15 protein-coding genes are annotated in these 20,090 nt (G+C 36.5%); 12 read left to right on the plus strand and 3 right to left on the minus strand.

Features of this window, described 5'->3' with window-relative positions; genetic code table 11:
• Positions 1-36 precede the first annotated feature (36 nt).
• Complete coding sequence (locus AC3RV6_RS03525; protein WP_489748082.1) at positions 37-2,040, minus strand: methyl-accepting chemotaxis protein; 2,004 nt, start codon at positions 2,038-2,040, stop codon at positions 37-39.
• Between the two features lie 104 nt (positions 2,041-2,144).
• Here AC3RV6_RS03525 and AC3RV6_RS03530 point away from each other — a divergent pair, with 104 nt between their 5' ends.
• From AC3RV6_RS03530 to AC3RV6_RS03545, 4 genes are all read left to right on the plus strand, one after another.
• Entirely contained in the window at positions 2,145-3,356 is a 1,212-nt protein-coding gene (locus tag AC3RV6_RS03530) for an ATP-grasp domain-containing protein (protein ID WP_489748083.1), read from the plus strand.
• Between the two features lie 106 nt (positions 3,357-3,462).
• Entirely contained in the window at positions 3,463-3,876 is a 414-nt protein-coding gene (locus AC3RV6_RS03535; RefSeq protein ID WP_489748084.1) for a CotY/CotZ family spore coat protein, read from the plus strand.
• Between the two features lie 127 nt (positions 3,877-4,003).
• Positions 4,004-6,172, plus strand: a complete 2,169-nt coding sequence (locus AC3RV6_RS03540) for a YheC/YheD family protein (protein ID WP_489748085.1) — start codon at positions 4,004-4,006, stop codon at positions 6,170-6,172.
• Positions 6,173-7,060: 888 nt separating this feature from the next.
• Complete coding sequence (locus AC3RV6_RS03545) at positions 7,061-7,495, plus strand: BclA C-terminal domain-containing protein (protein ID WP_489748086.1); 435 nt, start codon at positions 7,061-7,063, stop codon at positions 7,493-7,495.
• Between the two features lie 638 nt (positions 7,496-8,133).
• Here the strand turns inward: AC3RV6_RS03545 and AC3RV6_RS03550 are convergent.
• Entirely contained in the window at positions 8,134-9,369 is a 1,236-nt protein-coding gene (locus AC3RV6_RS03550; protein ID WP_489748087.1) for an ATP-grasp domain-containing protein, read from the minus strand.
• Between the two features lie 160 nt (positions 9,370-9,529).
• On the opposite strand from AC3RV6_RS03550, the gene AC3RV6_RS03555 reads away from it, so the two are divergent.
• The 3 genes from AC3RV6_RS03555 (at position 9,530) to AC3RV6_RS03565 (ending at position 12,621) form a co-directional block, all read left to right on the plus strand.
• A complete protein-coding gene (locus AC3RV6_RS03555) occupies positions 9,530-10,921 on the plus strand; it encodes a Mur ligase family protein (protein ID WP_489748088.1) in 1,392 nt (463 codons plus the stop codon).
• Between the two features lie 114 nt (positions 10,922-11,035).
• Positions 11,036-11,188: a hypothetical protein gene (locus AC3RV6_RS03560; RefSeq protein WP_489748089.1), complete on the plus strand. Its 153-nt coding sequence runs from the start codon at positions 11,036-11,038 to the stop codon at positions 11,186-11,188.
• A 47-nt stretch (positions 11,189-11,235) separates the two neighbouring features.
• Positions 11,236-12,621 (plus strand): Mur ligase family protein, encoded by a 1,386-nt coding sequence (locus AC3RV6_RS03565; protein ID WP_489748090.1) that lies wholly within the window; start codon positions 11,236-11,238, stop codon positions 12,619-12,621.
• 210 nt (positions 12,622-12,831) lie between these two features.
• Here AC3RV6_RS03565 and AC3RV6_RS03570 read toward each other — a convergent pair whose 3' ends face one another.
• Complete coding sequence (locus AC3RV6_RS03570) at positions 12,832-13,752, minus strand: C40 family peptidase (RefSeq protein WP_489748091.1); 921 nt, start codon at positions 13,750-13,752, stop codon at positions 12,832-12,834.
• Between the two features lie 341 nt (positions 13,753-14,093).
• On the opposite strand from AC3RV6_RS03570, the gene AC3RV6_RS03575 reads away from it, so the two are divergent.
• The 5 genes from AC3RV6_RS03575 (at position 14,094) to AC3RV6_RS03595 (ending at position 20,060) form a co-directional block, all read left to right on the plus strand.
• Positions 14,094-14,870, plus strand: coding sequence for an ABC transporter ATP-binding protein (locus AC3RV6_RS03575; RefSeq protein ID WP_489748092.1), 777 nt, complete (start codon positions 14,094-14,096; stop codon positions 14,868-14,870).
• Positions 14,871-14,886: 16 nt separating this feature from the next.
• Positions 14,887-16,782, plus strand: coding sequence for an AMP-binding protein (locus AC3RV6_RS03580; RefSeq protein WP_489748093.1), 1,896 nt, complete (start codon positions 14,887-14,889; stop codon positions 16,780-16,782).
• A 3-nt stretch (positions 16,783-16,785) separates the two neighbouring features.
• On the plus strand, positions 16,786-17,670 hold the full coding sequence (locus tag AC3RV6_RS03585; RefSeq protein ID WP_489748094.1) for a branched-chain amino acid ABC transporter permease: 885 nt from the start codon (positions 16,786-16,788) through the stop codon (positions 17,668-17,670).
• Between the two features lie 4 nt (positions 17,671-17,674).
• Entirely contained in the window at positions 17,675-18,736 is a 1,062-nt protein-coding gene (locus AC3RV6_RS03590; RefSeq protein WP_489748095.1) for a branched-chain amino acid ABC transporter permease, read from the plus strand.
• A 67-nt stretch (positions 18,737-18,803) separates the two neighbouring features.
• Positions 18,804-20,060, plus strand: a complete 1,257-nt coding sequence (locus tag AC3RV6_RS03595; protein WP_489748096.1) for an ABC transporter substrate-binding protein — start codon at positions 18,804-18,806, stop codon at positions 20,058-20,060.
• Positions 20,061-20,090: the final 30 nt, after the last annotated feature.

Here is a 20,090-nt window from a genome sequence, read left to right on the forward strand (position 1 = left end):
CAATTCCATTAACCTGGAATTGCCGTTTTACTTTCCTTAAACTTTAAATCGATTAACTGCATTACTTAGTTCTTCACTCAATTCCGTTAACGTTTCCGCAGCATCTGATACAGAACGGATTGCGCGGAGTTGATCTTCAGTCGATGCGCTAACTTCTTCACAAGCAGCTGCTGTTTCTTCTGATGTTGCTGCCATTGTTTGTATGGTGTCAGAAACATCGTCTTTATGGACGTCAACTTTTTTGATTTCATCATAGACTGAGTCAATAGAATCTTGCATGTCTGCCATCAATGTTGAAATTTCATTAAACGTAACTTCAGTGTCGTGTACGACCGAGCCTTGGTTATGGAAATTTTCTCTCGTTTCATGCATTTGCGTTGTAACGAGTCGCGATTCTGTTTGTAGCTCCTGAACAGTTTCTTTTACTTCTTCAGTTGCACGTGCGGATTGTTCGGCTAATTTACGAACCTCATCAGCCACAACAGCGAAGCCTTTACCGTGTTCACCAGCACGCGCTGCTTCAATACTCGCATTTAAAGCAAGCAAGTTTGTTTGTGCAGAGATTTCGGTAATTGTTTCCATAACACTTCCGATTGCGCCGACTTTATCCTCCAGCGTTCCAATTGCTTGGGCCATCGCTTGAAGATTTTTTTCCCAAGTAGAGAATGATGTATTAAGCTCAGCCATTTGTCCTTGCCCATTAGAATTCATAACGCCCGCTTTTGTCGCGATATCCGTCATAACACCAGCTTTAACTGTAATTTCGTTTATTTGTTGACCTAGTAAGTTAGCGCGTTCTGTCACGATTTCTGCATCTTCCGCAGAACGAGATGCACCGTGTGCAATTTCATTTACCGCGTGCGCTACCTCTTCACTTGAAGCACTCGTTTCTTCTGCTACTGCACTTAAACTTTCGGAACTCATCCGGACATTAGATGCGGAACCATTCACAACTGTAATGATAGAATTCATATTTTCAATCATGCCGTTAAAACTTTCACCTAAAGCACCGATTTCATCTTTTGAATTGATTTCAGAACGCACCGTTAAATCACCATCTGATACCGAGCTCATAAGTATCTTTAGCTTAGCTAAAGGTTTAATCATGCGACTAATCATGATGTAGAGAACAATAAAGAATAGCGCTAACGTGATTAAAGCAATATATATCATCGAATTACGTAAATCATCGGCTGTTTTGTTTATCACTTTTTCGTCGTATATGGCACCTATTTTCCAACTAATTCCAGGAATCGTTGTAAAAACCGCAACTTTGTCATCCCCGTCATTATAATTTATAGCACCTTTACCATTACCTTCGCCAAACATTTCTTTAACAAAAGATTCTTCCATCATACTTTTACCGTTTTCAGAAGGATGAACGACCGCAACCCCTTCAGGATCTAAAACAATTGGATAGCCTTCATAACCGAGTTCACTTTTAGAAATGTTCTCCGTTAACGTTGTCAAAAGAATATCAATTCCGACTACACCAACGATTTCACCATTTTTTTGTATAGCTTTGGACATTGTGATGACAAACTCTCCAGTTCCATTATCAATATATGGACTAGTAATTTGTGCTGCGTCTGGATTGGCAACCGCATTCTCATACCAGGGGCGCGTTCTAGCATCATAGCTAGCATCCAATTCGAAATGGGGCACCAACACCGAGTAATTATCTTTCGTCGAGAAATAGATAGTAGAGACTTCTTCGTATACATCTAGAAAATCGCCAAATTCATTTTTTGCAACAGCAAGTGCTTGATCGGCTGTTTTCTTATCTGTTGTGGCATCTTCTGTAACAAAGTCTGTAATAGTAGGCGCATGTGTCATTTGTAATAAGCCTTTTTCATATTGACCTAAAAAATTGACAATAGAACTGCCCATTTCATCAACGATTACGGAGCTTTGATTAATCAAACTTTCCTCTGTTTTCTTCTTAACTTGCAAACTACTTAATGTGGTCATTGTCGTGACACCCAAAATAAATAATAGGGTCACTGTTAATATAATCTTTGTTTTTACAGAATTAAACATGCAAATACTCCTCATTTATCATGATGTATTGTGTATCCTTTTATTATTTTCGGTATTATTCGGGAATTGTTTAGGGAATAAAAAATATAGAGAGTTGGGATTAATTGGAGACCATCTGTTTTATTGAAACAACAAAGCATGGTTCGAGTCTAGAAGCGATAAAGACTGCTAAAAGACTTGGTTTTCATACAGTCTTATTTACTGAAAAAAAGAGCTTTTTAGAGGAGAAAAACGATTTCACTATGATAAATCAGATTGTTCTGCTAGAAACTATTAATGAACTTCTGATAGAAAATGAAATCATTAGCTTACAACAAACTGGAAAAGTCGTTAAAGCAATACTAAGTTTTGTTGATCCAAATGTATCAATGGCTGCATATTTAATGAATAAATTTTGTGGTGCGAACATTTCTGTAGAAGCTTTAAAAATTATGGAAGATAAAGCAGCTACAAGGATAGCGCTTAAAAACAATAGAGTTACACCTTTGTTTCATATATATCACCTAACTGAAGATATTACCCTTCCAAACAAATTTGAATACCCAATTATCATAAAATCATCAATATCAAAGTCATCAAAGGATGTTTATTTAATTGAAAATTATAATGACATGCAAAAAACGATTAAGAAACTAAACAGCCTTTATCCAGAACAACAGATTGTCCTAGAAGAATATTTAGAAGGTCTACAATACTTAATAGAGGTGATTGTCCATGAAGGGAATATTAGTATTGTTGCGATTTTTAAACAACATATAACGAAAGAAATGAAGTTTATCGTAACGGGTTATGAAATTCGGCATAACGTTAGCAAGGAATTTCAAGAAAAACTTTATGATACGGTTACGTCAATTTTAGAAGATTTAAATGCTACAAATATGGCATGCCATTTGGAAATGAAATATAAAAATGGAGAATGGATGTTAGTTGAAATAAATCCTCGAATTTCTGGTGGTGCAATGAACTATATGTTAGAGGAAGCGTTGGGAATTAATCTAGTAGAAGAAACAATTCAACTTTATCTCGGTTCAGCGCCTAAATTAAACCCTAAATACAAGAAATTTTTATACACACATTTTATTACAATTGGTATATGCGGATATCTATTGAAAGTCACAGGAGAAATTAGCGCAGCACAAATGCCAGGTGTCAAAGAGGTTTATATCAAACCCCGCACCGGAGAAATAGTGATGCCAGCAGTGTCCATGGGTCATCGTTATGGATATGTTATGGCAACTGGGAATTCTGCCAGTGAAGCAAAATCGTATGCAGTAGAGGCTGCGAATAAAATTAAATTTTACGTAGAACAAATTTAAAACAAGCTTTTACCAATTAACCCATTCAAACAAACCTCCTCGGCCATATATTATGACTATAGTAGTTTTAATGAAATACTAAATGGAAGGAGGGCGAAAAGCCGAAATGAATCAAGATAGATGTATTTCAATTGCAATGAAAAGACTATTGGAAGAACAAGATATTATTTCATTTAAAAATGTTCATTTTCAATTTATATGTGGGCAGGTAAAGAGAGATACGATTCCTTTTTCTTTAATCCCACCACCTGATATTGATTCATTTATTGTACATCACGACTGCATGTCCACAATGTACTTTCGTTTGGAAAAATTAGATGAAAAAAGTGGGTGTGCACAATTATTACTACTTGAAGCAGTTGATATGGAAGGAAATACAGTTGATCCATGCGATGACTTTTACGCCCTTCGAAAAACAAAAACTTGTATTATCGTAAACATAAATTGTTTCCAAGGCATAATTCCGCTTCCACCAGAATTTGTCTGCCGAAAGCTACCTATAATTGAACCAAAATGTTAAATAACAAGATGAAATACCCCAAAATTAACTCAACTGGGGTATTTTTTATTGCGCAACTAAACGTTTGTCTATATACAACGAATGTTCCTCGAATGTAATAGAGAGAATGAAAAAAGGAGAGTATACTATGACGTTAATAGGCATGTTACATCACCGGAAAGATCCAACAACTGTCATAAAATCTTATGCTTATGCAGCTGTTGCTAAATCTGAAGGGGCACGTTTTTTTTACTTTTCTCCAGGAGAAGTAAATTTTGTCAACAGAACCATTACAGGACAAGTTTATGAAAAAGGAAAATGGGTGAAAAGAGTCATGCCATTTCCAGATGTAATATACAACGCAGGTAGTCCCGAGAAACTATTCCAATCAATAGAAATTATCAACAAGTTGAAAAAGGAAATACCATTCACGACAAATTCTATCGGTAATAAGTGGAATGTGAATGAGCGATTAAAAGACGCTAAAGAATTCTCGGGTTATTTGATACCTACCGAAATTGTGAGAAATGCTGAAAACTTTATGAAGTTTATAAGTGCGTTTAATAAAGTAGTATTTAAACCAATTGACGGTAGAAAAGGGAAGGGAATCTACTTTATTTCAAAAACAACAAAAGGCTTTGAAGTAAGGGAAGGCTCTGCCATTAGTAATTACAGTTCAGAACAACTTAGAAACTTTCTTAAATTGAAGCTATCGAAAGGAACATTTATCCTTCAACCTTATATTCAATCGGTCACAAAATCAGGGCAAGTATTTGATTTTAGGCTACATGTTCAAAAAAATGGCGAGGGCGAATGGGTAATTACGACAATCTATCCTCGTGTTGCGCCAAAAGGATCTTTCATTCCAAATATTAATAGTGGCGGGTTTACAAATTACTTGAAACCATTTTTACAGCAGGAATTTAAAGAAGATGCTTTCAATATTGAAAAGACATTACAGTATTTTTCTTTAGCATTAGCCAAACATTTAGATGAGCTACAAATGGTCCAGTTCGGAGAATTAATTGATGAAATAGGTGTCGACATTGGATTTGATGAGAATTTAAAAATTTGGATTTACGAGGTGAATTGGCGACCCGGTTGTCCACCTGCTTTTTATCTAGAACTAGATGTAGTGATTCATACAATTCGGTATGCAATGTATCTTGCGAATAATCAAGAAATAATTGAGCAGAAAATAAACCTCTTAAAGAAAAAGCATATTGAAGAAAAACAGATGCCGATAATCGCGATAACGGGTAGCGCAGGAAAAACGACGACTAAAGCATTTTTAGCTTCCATCCTCTCTAAGAAATGGTCAATATTCGAATCAAAAGATTATTGGAATACGACGGATCATACTAAGAAACATGCTAAAGATATAAAACCTACGCATGATGCAGTTGTACTGGAATACGGCATGGCGTATCCCGGGGTTATTACGGAACATTGTAAAATTATTACACCGAATATTAGCGTTGTAACGAATATCGGAATGGCTCATATCGGTAACTTTGATGGAGACATAAAAAAAGTAGCCGGGGCAAAATCCGAATTAATTAAAGGAATGGATCAAAACGGGATATTAGTAATAAATAAAGATGATAAGAATTCAAGGCATTTGGAAATGAAGAGTTTTAAAGGAAAGATTATTACTATTGGGATTCATTCTGAAGCAGATTATCAAGCGTATGCGATTAAATATGAAGAAAACGGCATGAGCTTTAAGATGAAATTTCAAGGTCAGGAAATTTCATTGTTTGTCCCAATTTTAGGAGAACATCATGTATATAACGCATTAAATGCTATTGCTGTGGCAAGTCATTTAGGGTTTTCTCCACTTGAAATTAAATTAGGTTTGGTATTTCGAAAGCCGCCAAGACGACTAACAATCTATAAATGCCGCGACAATATTACACTCATCGACGATACTGTTCACTCCCATCCAGAAGGTGTGAAAGCTGCAATCGATGTACTCACTTCGATTGGAAAAGGGCGGAAAATAGCGATCATTGGACAGATGAGGGAGTTGGGAGATTTAAGAGAAGCTGAATACCTAAAAGTAGGTAATTACATTCAGGAGCAAGATATAGATTGTTTAATTACGTATGGTTTTCGCACTGAAGAAATTGGCGAGCAAGCAATAGTAGAAGGGTTTCCTGAAAGTGACTACTACCATTTTACGAACCGTGATAAATTACATCACTTACTGGAAGGTTTAATTAAAGCTGGTGATACTATTTTAATAAAAGGCGCTAGTAAAACAAATATGTTTGATACAGTAAAATTTATTGATGATAATTTTGGTGAAAGATAATATAAGATTTAAATTCATAATTGAGCAATAAACTTTATAATAGAAACCATTTTGCTTTGCGGTTCAGACGAACGCTTTCCGCTCCAATCAACTATATCCCACTAAAATAATCAAATAACTAGGACACTTTCTAAATGAAAGGGTCCTAGTTTTAAGTGACGAAGAGTATAACTAGTTTTGTTATAAGTCAACAAATAATACGTTTTACTTGATATGTCATGAACTTTTACACAATGTGCAACATTATATGAGCTATATATTGAACAACAGAAGATTGTCATTGACGATCTTTTTTATGTCACATTCGGACCATAACGTGTAGCAGAAACACCTGATGCGGGGCTTTTTTAATGTCACCTAAATGGACAACTGTGGACTATCTTACGCTTACGAACTTTACACATTCAAGTTAAGTGTAACATCAAAGAAGTGGTTCCTTAATCGAGTAATTGATTAAGGGGCTATTTTTTTGTGTTTGGATATCCGGCAACATCCAAATACACGAATGATTAGAAGGTAAGATTTTCTTCCGTTCGCTACGTTCTGCAGTCACAGTGGCATGACCTACTCCCTATAGGCCCCAAGGAACAGCACGAGCGAATACAGTTGTGAAGAACAATACTTTCGAACAAAAGCAAAGCATTGCAAGAATACGCAGAATGTTTACAAATTGAATGCTTCATTGTTCGATTGACAGTAGCTCCGCCTATGGAAAGAGCTCGACTGTAGCGCAGATAAACATTGTATGGGCACTTAGTTTTACAGAACAATTGTTAAACCGGTTCAATAGTACAAGCAAACGTGTGACCACAACCATAGACTACAAATACTACGATTGAGAGAAGGTGATAATTATGGGGATTTATAGATTGAAAGGAGGTGATAATTATGGGAATTATTACACCATGTAATTGTTTGTCTGAATTGGCGTACATTTATAACTTGGATGCACAAACGGTTGCAATTGGGGCAGATGTAAATTTTGATACGAATGGTTTTCTTACAACTGGAATTTTGCATGCTCCAGGATCACCTTCAATTCAAATTACCAATGCTGGTCTTTACGAGGTTACTTTCTCTGTGTCTGGTACAGAACCGAATCAATTCGCACTCTTCTTAAATGGCGACTTGGTTCCGGGAACAATTTATGTTTCAGGTGCCGGAACGCAGCAAACCAATGGTCAAGCAATATTCACAATAGGAGCCGGAGATGTTCTTACTCTACGGAATCATTCTTCTGCAGCAGCTGTTGGTCTTGCAACTCCAATTGGAGGCACAGAAGCATGCGTAAACGCTTCTGTTATCATTAAAAAGTTAGACTAATTTTTAATGCATATGTTACTCTCACAAAATTAAGTAGAAGTTGTTTGATGATACTAGTGTACCGATTGAAAAAGTAGATAGAATATGGGTATTTCTTGCCCTTGTGGAGTTTTAGTCTAAGCTTTCTCGGATAATGATAGTGTCAGTTTTGAGTGGAACGATAGAAGGAGTTACATCTAAACTTCAAATTCCTATTATTAAAATAGGATGTCAGAAGTTATTGTAGTCCTGGAAGTCCCGGCATAAGAATGCCGGGACTTTTTTAACTAAAATAGGGATGCCTTCCATTTGTTTTCGACAAAAGGGAGCAGCTCCGTTTCGTTGAAGTACTATTAATATTTTGGAATTAATGGTAAACAAGTTGTAGAAGAAGCGATTTTAACAGATGATCAAATTGTACCGTTTTTAGTTAATAAAAGGATATTAGTTCTCATCTAATGCTATTCTTTGTAAGTGTAAAATGTTTAGTATTTTAATAAAACTAGGCAGAAAAGCTAGCCAAAATAAACATGCACATCACTTTTTTAGTGATGTGCATGTTTATAATGTGTGTAACATTATAAACAAGTCGTGATGAGATAAATCATCATGTACAATCGCTTGTCTTTAATATTACAGAGTACCCAGATTTTTTTGATTTATTCTTCTTCCTTTTTCAAATGAAACTTAATTTCACTCGCCGCATTTTTAGCTAATATCTCTGCTTCTTCTATCGTATCTGCGCTTGCGATGACATAAGCATATCTATGACCCATTGAAAGTGGTGGGGTTAATAGTGTGCCTTTTTTTGGCTTTACGTATACTTCGATAATTCCCGGAGAATTTTTGGCTCTTTGTTTACCCGTTACTTTATCTAAAATACCTCTCTCTGATAAAGTCACATATTGTGTAAATACGAACTTTTTATGTTTTGGTACAAGTGAAGGTTTTTCTCCTAAACTAATTTTTAATGTCTCCTCAACTAAGTTAAAACCAAATGCAGCTTCTAGCATTTTATTCATAGCTCCCCCAGATATTCTTGGGTTAATCTCTATAAGCTTCCATCCACTTTTTGATAGTCTTATTTCCAGATGCAATGAACCATTGTTTATCTGGAATTGATGAATGACAGAGTTTAGTACTTTTTCAATCCCTTTTTTTATTTCTTTTGGAATATCTACAAGAACGCCATAGCCCGTTATAATAAATCGTTTGTCAAATGTGATTTCTTGTTTCACAATCGCTGCGATTTGGATAACTCCGTTATGGATAATTGCTTCCACCAAGTATTGATCGCCTTCAATATATTCTTCGACAATAATAGCATCTTCTGGATTTTTCTTCCGTAATTTCTTAAAATACTTTTTTATTTGACCCTTTGTTTTCGCCAATAAAACATCTTTGGATCCTGTTGAGGTCGAAGATTTGACGATAACCGGCATATTATATTTTGAAAGTATTTTATTGTAATCAATTTTTTTCCCTTGTTTTATGACATTATACATTGGGATATAAGATTGATCCTTTAAGAATAATTGTGTCTCTGCTTTGTTTTCCATTATGTTAATCACTTTAGAAGACATTTTATTCTCGCAAAATTCATCGGATAAAATAGATGCTTTATACACGTTTGAATCGATGAAGCTGACAATAGATTGGATTTGTTTGCCGTTAATCATCAATTTCTTTATTTCTTTTTCCATTTCTAAAATACTCTCGGTGTTTACCAAAACCATTTCATGAACATCATCGTAAGCCGTCCTTTGTTCCATTTGTCTTTCTTTATTTGTAAATAGGACAGTAAAATATCCAAGATTCACTGCGGCTTTTATTGCTTCCCGACTTGATCCGGATTTATTTGTCCCGATGAAGATAATTGTTTTCAAACAGATCACTTCCCCCTAAAAATACATTTTTGCAGCTCTATCTATAGTTATGAGACAAACAGTGTAATACATGGTTATTTACCCCTAAGCAATAAAATATTATGTAACTGTAGGTATTCGTATATGTCGTCTGTAAAAATAACCATATGCTAAGCCATAGGAAAGGAGTGTGAATAATAAATTGATACCTCTATCGGTTGGAAAGGTAAAAATCGTTATATCGGGTGAATTAATGCAAGGAAGTGAAAACGAAATGGTTCACTATGGTGCATATCGGCTGAAACAAGTGAAAAATAAAAACACAATTTTATTTGCAAAAAAAAGAATTGTAAATTGGGAAGATTTGAAGCAGTTTTTTCCAATCATATTAGTAACAGATAAAGAATGTAGTCGTCATGAACATTTAACAGGGATCACATTCATAAAAGTGAGTGATGTAGAAGAGGCTTTTTGGACGTTTGTCACGCACTATCGCAGTTTATTCGAAATTCCAATCGTAGCGGTGACAGGTACTTCTGGAAAAACAACAACGAAAGAAATGATTAACCACATACTGTCCGAAGATAATATCGTCATAGCAACCGGCAGTTCGACAAATTCGCGAACAGAGAATTTAAATTATCTACTAAGTATTGATAATAAAACGAAAGTTGCTGTTGTTGAGACGGCAGTGGGGGCCCCTGGAGACATAATAAAAGCAGGTAAATATTTAAAACCGACAATCGGGATTATTACAAATATTGGTGCCCACCATTTAAATTATTGCAAAACGCCAGAAGTTTATATTCAAGCAAAAGGTGAAATGATGCGTGCACTTAATCAATCTGGAATACTCATTATTAACGGGGAGGACCAAAATACAAAGACATTAGATTTTACTGAATATAATGGGGAAATCATAAAAGTCGGCATTCATTCTTCCTGTCATTACCGCGCGAAAAATATGATTTATAGCGAAGACGGCATGAGTTTTATTGTTCAATATAAAAATAAAGATTACCCAATGTTTGTGCCCGGGTACGGGGAGCATCAAGTGTATAATGCGCTTGCTGCCATAGCGACGTCGCATGAAATTGGGGTTGATTTACAAACGATAGGTAAGAGATTAATGACATTTAAAAAGTATAATAAGATGCTTCAAATATACGAAGGAATAAATGGTTGTACTGTTCTCGATGACACATGGAGTATTACAACAACTTCACTAGAAGCTGCTTTAAGAGTATTAAATGATTTAGGAAAAGGAAAAGAAAAAATCGCAATTATTGGAACGATAACCGACCTAGGATCATGGGGATATGTGATCCATGAACAAGCCGGTGAACTTATCCAAAAAGTTGGTGTCGATAAGCTCATTACAATTGGATTTCATGCGAAAGTCATGGCTGACCATGCGGTTAAATGTGGATTGAAATCAGAAGTTTTTACATTTAACAATGATATTCTTGCTTATCGGTTGTTAGAAGAAATCGTTGATAGCAATACAATCATTTTAATTAAAGGCGATATGTACAGCAAACCAATTATAGAACTAGCCGAAAAGTTAAGGAGAAGAGAGTAATAATACCACCACCTGGATTAATTAATTCATTCATAAAAATATATTGTTGTCCTATGGGACAAACACCAAGCTATCACTTCAAATTTATTAATATAATAAAGTAGTTCAAAAAGAATGAATGGAAGGATTGGTGTCATTCTGTCGGAAAGTAGGGTTGCAAATGCTTATAGGGGAACTGATATATTTTCGATAGATGACCTATTTGGAAAAAGTTTGCCTATGAAAAAGGATATGAAAAATCGTGGATATTGGGAATATACAAAATGAGATTGGACTTGGGAATTAAATAAAATAATAAAAAAGGAGTTGTTAAATTGAAACCATTAGTAGTAAGCGAAATTAAGGCATTACTGAAGGGGGAATTAATTACCGGAAAAGTAAACTGGCTTGTAAGGAACGCGATTTATTATAAACGGCATGATTTAACTAATAAAAATACGCTATTATTTGTTAGTAGAAGTGACTCGGTTAATTGGCATGAAATCGATCGTAAAGGCCCTTCACTTGTTATATCTGATAAAACAACCGCTGAATTGAAAAAAGCAATGTCCAATACGACGGTAATCAAAGTTGAAAGTCTTGTTCAGTCCTACTGGAAATTCATCAACTATTATCGTGATCTCTTTCATTTACCCGTCGTTACAATTACGGGAACTTGTGGGAAAACAACGACGAAAGATATGATTAAACATATTTTATGTAAGGATAAGAATGTTCAAGCTTCGGAAAGTAGTAAGAATGAACCAAGAAGATCCTTGCCCTACTTGATGGGAATTGATGAAAAAACAGATGCAGCCGTTTTCGAACATGGGTTAGGAAATACGGGTAATATCAAACATCAATGTATGATCTATAAACCAACAATCGGGATTATTACGACAATCGGTGTTCATCATTTGGACGGCTGTATAGATTTAGCAGGTTATATACGTGCGAAAGCTGAAATTGTGGATGGATTAAAGGATGACGGCACGTTGATTTTAAATTCGGATGATGAAAATACACGAAAAGTTTCTCTTCGATCATTTAAAGGGAAAGTATTATATTTTGGGAAAGAAAGTAAAGCGGATTTTAGGATTTCTACTATGGAATTTACCGATAGTGGAATGTCGTTTACCTTCTATCATGAAAATCAAAAGTATGATGCGTTTATTCCTGGATATGGTGAACATCAGGTTTATAATGCACTTGCTTCACTTGCTGCCGTTTATGAAATGGGAATGGACATGAATAAAGCAATTTCCCGACTGAAAACTTTTGAAAATATGACAAGACATTTAGAGTTTTCGAAGGGGATTGGGGGAAGTACGATTATAGATGATACTTGGACAAATAACCCTACATCTATAGAAGCGGCACTTAAAGTTTTAGATTATATCGGAAAAGGAAAAAAAGTTATCCTTATATTGGGTGATATTAATCGTTTGGGGAAATTTGAAAAGAAGTATCACCGAGAAATTGGAAGCTTAGTTGCAAAGCGAAAAATTCATACATTAATTACAATAGGGGAAAAAGCAGAAGAAATTGCAAAACAAGCGATTCTTGATAAAAGTACAGCCACTATTCATTCTTTTAAGAAGATAGATGGATTGATGGAGGAATTGGTGCCATTATTGGATAGCGATTCGATTGTGTTAATTAAAGGACCTATGTCTAGTCGTGCAATGATTGCATTAGCGAAAGATATGAAAAAACCATAAAACAAAAAGCATTCCATAAATTTGGAATGCTTTTGCTTTATGACGGATTCCTCTTCTTTCTAATGGTGCCTGTGTTGCATACATTTATGACAATTCACGTTATGGTATGAAAATGCAAAAGGAAGTCCAGCAAATTAATGCAACGCTGACTTCCTTTTAAAATTCATGCAATTGTAGTGTATATTCTGAATAGTGTCTTACACAGGCACCTTAATACACACGTTTCGCTGTAATATAATGTTCTTTATAATAATCTGCTAGCAAAACTCGAGTAAGAACACCACTTGAATTTGGGACAATAATTCGTTGTTCCCCGGCATATATAGCAACGATTGAAGGTGTATTTGATCCTTTTACGCTATTAAAAAAGACTAAATCCCCTTTTCGTAAGTTTGCTTTAGAAACAGTAGACCCTTTTTTCATTAAGTCTCTCGCATAAGTAGCACCTAAATTAACGCCGTTCTTTTTATAAATATAGTTGACGTATCCTGCGCCAGTAAAACTCATGGAAGCTTCGTTATTTACTCTGCCCATTGTTACCTTATCTTTTATATCGTAAGAAAGTTTAACGATATTGTCCCCTTTAGTAGCTGGGGTTGAAGGCAGTAATCCAGGTATAACTCTTCGTGCTGTTATATAGCTATCATTATAGTAAGGTTTACTATTCATATCTGAAATCACAATATTTTGTTTTGAATCTGCCATATGAATTACTTTATTATCCCCGATATACATCGCAACATGGTTAGGCACATTACCGCCTCGACTGTCAAAAAATACAAGGTCACCTTTTTGTAATTGATTTCTAGCAACAGCTGTTCCTTGTTGCATCATATAATCCTCATTATAAGTACCAATATCTACGCCATTTTTTTCGAAAATATACATAAGAAATGTCGCACATGAAAACTTATACGGAGCAGTTGGTTTATAAACTGTTGTACTATACGTTGACTTTCCGATTAGACTTTTACCAGTCTCAATTAATTGATCTGCTTTTGCTTCAACAACCTTCTGGCTCGCTTGGGTAGTGGTTGCAGCGGAAACCTCTATTGGTTCAGCGAAAGACAATCCAACTGAACTAAATCCTATTGAAATTGCTAGTGTTGCTGTAATTAGTTGTTTTCTCATAATGACCTCCTGAATTTTTATATCATGAATCTGATGTCGAATTCAACAATAACATGGATATGTAGGGTGACTTTGAGGTAAAGGTTACCAGTTGAAATAAAGATTGGAGAAAAGCTAGGCGCTTATTGGATTGAGCTTACTTCATTACATTTTGATTACGAGCGACATTAAACTGTAATTTAGTTGCAAATTAGTGCTCGACACTATGAAACTAATTCAGGATAAAAAAATATCTTAATTGTTGTTTTATTCTAAATACTTTGTTGACATATATGTGAATAGTGTGTAAACTTTCAACAATGTGAACATATCTAAAAATTATTATGTAAGGGGGGAAGTTCGTGGCCGAGTCTATATTAGAAGTAGAAAATCTATCCTTGCAATTCGGTGGTGTTAAGGCATTAGACGGGGTCAGTTACCATATTGAAAAAGGTGAAATCTTTTCACTAATTGGCCCGAATGGTGCTGGTAAGACAAGTATGTTGAACTGTATTAGTGGTATCTATCAACCTACCAATGGTTCGATTAAATTCAAAGGTCAAGAGTTGTTAACGATGAAACCTTATAGCCGGACATCATTAGGAATTGCACGTGCTTTCCAAAATATTGCGTTATTTGCACATATGTCGGTTCTGGATAATTTGAAACTAGGAAGACATGCTTTGATGACTTCGGGTCCAATCAGTGGCGGATTTTACTTTGGAAAAGCCTCTAAAGAAGAAATAGTACATCGACAAAAAGTTGAAGAAGTAATCGAATTTTTAGAGCTACAAGATATTCGGCATACGCCTGTTGGTACACTTCCATACGGTCTCCAGAAACGTGTTGAAGTTGGCAGAGCACTTGCGCTTGGTCCAGAACTAATTTTGTTAGATGAACCAATGGCCGGGATGAATAATGTTGAAAAGGAGCTAATGGCTGGATTTATTTTAGATATGCATGAAGTGATGGATATTACAGTTGTATTAATAGAGCATGATTTAGGGGTAGTCATGAATTTATCCGACCATATCGCAGTGTTGGATTTTGGTAGACAAATTGGATTTGGTACGCCGGAAGAAATACAGAAAAATCCGGAAGTTATCAGGGCTTACATCGGAGAAGAAGAAGTTATTTAGAGGGGTGGGCCAAACAATGGAGTCAGAGAATACTTTACCTAAACTTTTAGCTAAACGGGCATTGACCGATGAAAATGTTGTGGCATTGAGGCAAAAAAACTTAGGCATCTGGAATGAAACAACTTGGTCAGACTATTATAAAAAAGTAGAACAATTGTCTTTAGTACTATCAGAAAAGTATGAATTCAAAAAGGGAGAAAAACTTGCAATCATTGGTGAGAACCGCGAAGAATGGCTGTATTCCCAGATGGCCGCACAAGTGTTGGGTGGTATCTCAGTGGGCATTTACCAGGAGTCTCTCCCGGAACAGCTAGTTTACTATTTAAATGATTGTAAGGCGCGCATCGTTGTTGTAGAAGGGCAAGAACAAGTTGATAAGTTATTAGAAATAGAAGATAAAATTCCACTTGTTGAACATATTATTTTTTACAATAAACAAGGTATGCGGCATTATAAGCAAGTTATATTATCAGACTTCTACGAGGATTTAGCAATTGGTGAAACGTTGAGAATGACGCAGCCTGATTTTTTTCGTACTCAGATTGAGCGCACGCTCGGAACAGATATAGCAATTATCGCTTATAGTGCGGCGACGACGGGTGATCCTAAAGGTGTCATGTTGACGCATAATAACTTAATTTATGCAGCCGATGGTTTAGACTCTGTTGACAAAATGGAGAAAAAAGATGATTACTTCTCATTTTTACCGCTTGCGTGGATTCATGAGCAAATTATAAGTATCGCAATGCCTTTAAAGACAGGGGTAGTTATTAATTTTCCCGAGAAACCGCATACTGTTTTAGTAGATTTACGAGAAATAGGTCCACATACACTTTTAGCCCCGCCCCGGGTCTACCAAACATTACGATCTAGTTTTACAACGCGAATTGAAGGAGCAAGCTGGTTTAAAAGGAAGGTCTATCAAACCTTTAAGAGATATGGAGATAAAGCGGCTGATGCAAAGTTAAATAAGAAACCGCTTTCATTTAGGGAGAATTTTATGTATAAGATGGGTGATTGGTTGGTATTTAGTGCGGTTCGAGACCACTTGGGATTAGCTAGAATAAAGCGAGCTTATGTGGCGGGTGCAACATTGGAAGCAGAGGCCTATCACTTTTATCATAGTATCGGTGTGAATGTAAAACAATCATACGGTGGTACAGAAGTTGCGGGTATTGCATTTGTTCATCGGGACGATGATATTCAAGTCGGAAGCGCTGGTGCACCGCTGCCTAATACGGATGTTCGAATCGGGGAATTAGGAGATATTTTTGTTAGAAACCCAGCAATCTTCTCAGCTTATCTAAATGATGAAGAAGAGAAACAAGTAGATGATGGTTGGATCACACTTGGGGACTGCGGTTATATAGGTGACAATGGTCATCTTTATATTTTAGATAGACAGGAAGATGTCGTTACAGCACTTGATGGTAATTTAGTTTATCCGAGAGTTGTGGAGAATAAGTTGAAAGCAAGTCCGTATATCCAAGAAGCCGTTTGTTTTGGTAAAAGAAGACCTTATATGACAGCTATTTTGAATATAGACATGAATAGCGTCGGGCGATGGGCAGATAAAAATCGAATCGTCTATACGACGTATTCCGATTTATCAAGGCATCCAGAAATTATTAATTTTATAGAAAAAGAAGTTCAGGCGTTAATGAAAGAAATGCCTCAATCAGCGCGTGTCAAACGGTTCGCGATTTTGCATAAGCAGTTAAATGCAAATGACGGTGAGCTGACCCGAACGTTAAAAGTGAGGAGAAAATTTGTCGAAGAAAGTTACGCGTTACTTATCGAGGGACTTTATTCAAATTCAAAAGAAGTGTTAATGCGCGGTGAAAATCATGAAGCTATGGGTGATGTAAGTTTACAAGTCGTTCAGCTAGAAACTGGGCAGGAGGTGGCATAAGTCTTGACTTTCTTCATTCAAATGCTTGTTACAGGAATCGTTGTTGGTAGTATCTACGGACTCGTGGCACTAGGTTTTGTCCTAATTTATAGGGCGAGTGATGCGTTAAACTTAGCGAATGGTGAGTTTGTCATTATCGGGGCATATGTCTGCTTAATATTAATGACTTCCTATAAGATACCTTTCATCTTCGCGCTGCTAATCACACTTATTTTCAGTGCATTGTTAGGACTTGTTATCGAGCGAGTCGTCATTCGGCCACTACAAAATGCGCCGGTCATATCGGTTATAATGGCGACCATAGGGTTATCCAGCTTATTAGCAGGTGCGGTTCATATGATCTGGGGACATCAGACGAAGACGTTTCCGCAAATATTTCCGCCCACGCCTATTCGTTTAGGAGGTGTCATCATTACACCTGTTTACTTATGGTCGTTTGTCGTAGTTATATCACTACTTCTCATTTTCACTATTTTCTTCAAGTTTTCCAAGATGGGTGTTGCTATGCGTGCGGTTGCAGATGACCGACAAGCTGCTTTATCAATGGGAATTAGTGTGAAATCTGTTTACGCCACAACTTGGGCAATTGCTTCCGTAGTTGCTGCAGTCGGCGGTGTTTTGCTAGGAAATATAAACGGGGTAAGTCCCACGATGGCAGCAATCGGGTTAACTGTTCTACCGGTCGTTATTTTAGGTGGGCTAGATAGTATTTTAGGTGCGATTGTTGGTGGATTTATGATTGGTATTTTACAAAGTATGGCAGGTGGCTACTTAGATCCGCTAGTAGGTGGAGGGTTAAAGGAAGTCGCGCCGTTCATCGTTGTCCTGCTTATCTTAATGATAAAGCCATATGGTTTATTTGGAAAAGGCGGAATAGAAAGGGTGTGAGTGCGTGCGGAATCCATTCGTGAGAGAAAGTGGAAATTATAAGACGAGCTATAAAAAAGATATGACGATGTTCAGAACGACTGGTGGGAAAATTGCAATTGTTGTTCTCATCATTGCTGTACTATCACTACCTTTGATTACATCTAATTATGTTATCGGTCTGTTAACTTTATGTGCTATTGCTTCCGTAGGCGCTATAGGCCTGAATATATTAGCTGGTTTTACAGGTCAAATTTCATTAGGTGTTGGTGCTTTCTTAGGAGTCGGGGGCTATACGTCAGCGATTTTAACATCTACAGTAGGCTTAAGTTTTTGGATTGCGCTTCCCTTGGCTGGAATTATGACGGCGATTGTCGGTGGTCTGTTCGGCATACCTTCGTTACGCTTAAAAGGATTATATTTAGCCATTGCAACACTAGCGGCACAGGTCATCATTTTGTTTGTGATTAGTCGCTGGGATAGTTTAACGGGCGGAACAGCTGGAATGGTGTTGAATCGTCCAACCATTGGAAAGCTATCACTTTCAAGTAACACAGGCTATTACTATTTATGTGTAGTCATTTTAATATTAACGACTTTTTACGCGACAAACTTAATCCGCACACGGACAGGACGAGCTTTCTTGGCAGTACGTGATCGTGATGTGGCGGCACAAATTATGGGGATTAATTTATTTAAATATAAAGTAATGGCATTTGCGATTAGTTCATTTTTTGTTGGGATTGCCGGTGCACTTCTTGCACATTATACGATGATTGTAAGTCCAGAACTTTATAGTATCCAAGTTTCTATTGAATATTTAGCGATGATTTTAGTAGGCGGTTTAGGAAGTGTTTTAGGTTCAATATTAGGTGCTATTTTTATTACGCTTTTACCTGTAAGTCTAAGTATGCTAATTGAATTTATGGCAGCATTTATGCCAGATATGTATCAGTTATTGTCAGCTTTTAGGGAATTCGTTTTTGGGGCAGTGATTATCCTGTTTCTTATTTTTGAACCTGGAGGCTTGGCACATATGTGGATCAACATCAAGAAGTACTTTAGGTTATGGCCATTTTCATATTAGACAGTTGGGATTATGAGACCAATTAGGTTTCTTTCCATAGTAGCACATATAAAAAGGGGGAAAAATCATGAAAAACAGAAGGAATAAATTCACGGTTTTGTTGCTAGCTTTGATGATGATGCTTATTCTTAGCGCGTGTGGGGATGACGATGTTAAGGATGCGGGTAAAGGACCAGATGCAGATAAGCCAAGTGGCGGTGACACTTCAGAAGGCGATGTGCGAACTGTTAAAGTAGGTGGCTTGTATGATATTACAGGCGCAACGGGCGATGTAGGAACACCTTATGCAGAAGGAGAGCAAGCTTACTTCAAACACTTAAATAATATAGGTGGCATCGATGGATTGAAAATTGAACTTACTGGAGAAGATTACGCTTATGCGATTCCAGAGGCACAAAAAATCTATCAGGCACTTCGTGATAGAGATAACGTTTCTGCAATTTTAGGCTGGGGAACAGGAGATACAGAAGCATTACGTCAGCAAGTGGCGAATGATAAACTTCCATTTGTTTCTGCTTCTTATTCTGAAAACCTGAAGAATTTAGAAGAAAGTCCTTATAACTTCCTTGTTGCTGCATCTTATTCAGATCAAGGTCGTGCGATTTTACAATGGATTCAAGATAATCATGAAGGCGCAGATCCGACAGTAGCTTTACTATATAATGATACGGCTTTCGGACGTTCACCAGTTGAAGATATTAAAGATTATGCAAAAGAAATTGGTATTGAGATTGTGGATGAACAAGTAATTGATGTACAAGCAACTGAGGCGCAATCTCAGTTACTCAATATGGAAAAGAAAAATCCTGACTATGCGATTATCCAACAGACTTGGGGCGCTACAGCGACAATCTTAAGGGATGCGAAGACGCTTGATATCGATACGCAATTTATTGGTTTAAACTGGGCTTCTGGTGAAGGGGTTATTGATATCGCAGGTGAAGAGATTTCTGAAGGCTATATGGGCATTCTTTCACATGCTATGCCTTATGAAGATTTTGAAGGAATGGCAGAAATCGAAGAGTATTTAGAAGCAGAAGGTAAAACAATTGAAGATATTAATCAGAAATTTATTCAAGGATGGTCTGCAGCTAAAATAGTTGTTGCAGGCATTAAGAAAGCTTCTGAATTAAAAGAGGGCGAACTAACTGGAGAAGATCTAAGAGCAGGTCTAGAGTCGCTAGATAATTATGATTTAGGTGGTTTGGCTGCACCTGTTACTTTCAGTGCTGAAAACCATGCAGGTACTGAACAAACACGTTTAGGTATTGTGAAAAACGGCAAGTGGGAGCAATTAACAGACTACTTTAGTTATAAAGATTAATATTGGACCCATGTTTGCAACTTCTTTTTG

The organism is Sporosarcina sp. So3-204 (assembly GCF_058068165.1).